Genomic DNA, 853 nt, shown 5'->3' with positions numbered 1-853 from the left:
GATCTACACTCGCGTATAATCGTCGGCAGCGTCAGATGTGTATAAGAGACAGGGGGGCAATACTCCCCCATTCATCATTCCTTCGGGCTCAACAGGCACGACGTCCGGTTCCGCGTCACGATGGCGAGGCTGTTCTCCGGCTCGCCGGCCCGGCGGAAGCGCAACGCGTTCAGTTGGCTGGCGACGCTGAGCGACAGGACGTTCAGATCCGTCTCATCGATGATCTTCTCGCCGTCCTGCCAGCACTGGATGCGCACGCGGCCCTTCGGGACCCCGACGTCGATCCCGCCGGGCTGCACGCCCGCGTCGCTGCTCTTCTTGCGGACCACCGTCGCGTCGGCGCCCCCCCCGACGAGGGGGAGCGCCGCGACCGCCACCAGGAGAAGGAGTTTCCGGACCATGGCGCGCCCTCCCTTCCCGATCGATCACTGGATGGGCCGGAACTCGACGCGCCGGTTGCGGCTGTCGGTCGGGTCGGGGGTCAGCGGCTGGCTCTTGCCCAGGCCGGCGATGGCGATGCGCTGCGGCTCGATGTGGTGGACGCGCACCAGATACTCGCCCACCGACACGGCCCGTCGCTCGGAGAGGGCGAGGTTGTACTGCTCGCTTCCCACGGCGTCGGTGTGCCCCTCGATGACGAGGCGGAGCTGCGGGTCCTGCGACATCAGCCCACCGACCGCGTCGACGTAGGAATAGAACTCCTTCGGAACGTCGGCGGAGTTGAAGGCGAAGTTGATGCGGAAGCCGAAACCGTTGGTCGGCCGGCTCTCCGCCGGGGTTTCCGGCGCGGAGAGGGTGGCCGGCTGCACGCCGTTGGCTGTCTCTTATACACATCTCCGAGCCCACGAGACTA

2 protein-coding genes are annotated in these 853 nt (G+C 66.9%); both read right to left on the bottom strand.

The features are described from left to right. Nucleotides 1–74 precede the first annotated feature (74 nt). On the bottom strand, nucleotides 75–401 hold the full coding sequence (locus Q4I23_RS32850; RefSeq protein WP_498529026.1) for a hypothetical protein: 327 nt from the start codon (nucleotides 399–401) through the stop codon (nucleotides 75–77). Between the two features lie 24 nt (nucleotides 402–425). Continuing rightward, on the bottom strand, nucleotides 426–809 hold the full coding sequence (locus Q4I23_RS32845; RefSeq protein WP_498529025.1) for an OmpA family protein: 384 nt from the start codon (nucleotides 807–809) through the stop codon (nucleotides 426–428). Between the last annotated feature and the right edge of the window lie 44 nt (nucleotides 810–853).

It is taken from the genome of Azospirillum sp. UFLA03-27, from assembly GCF_059803775.1.
Note: the sequence above shows the minus strand (reverse complement) of the source record. Positions and strands in the feature narration are given on the sequence as shown.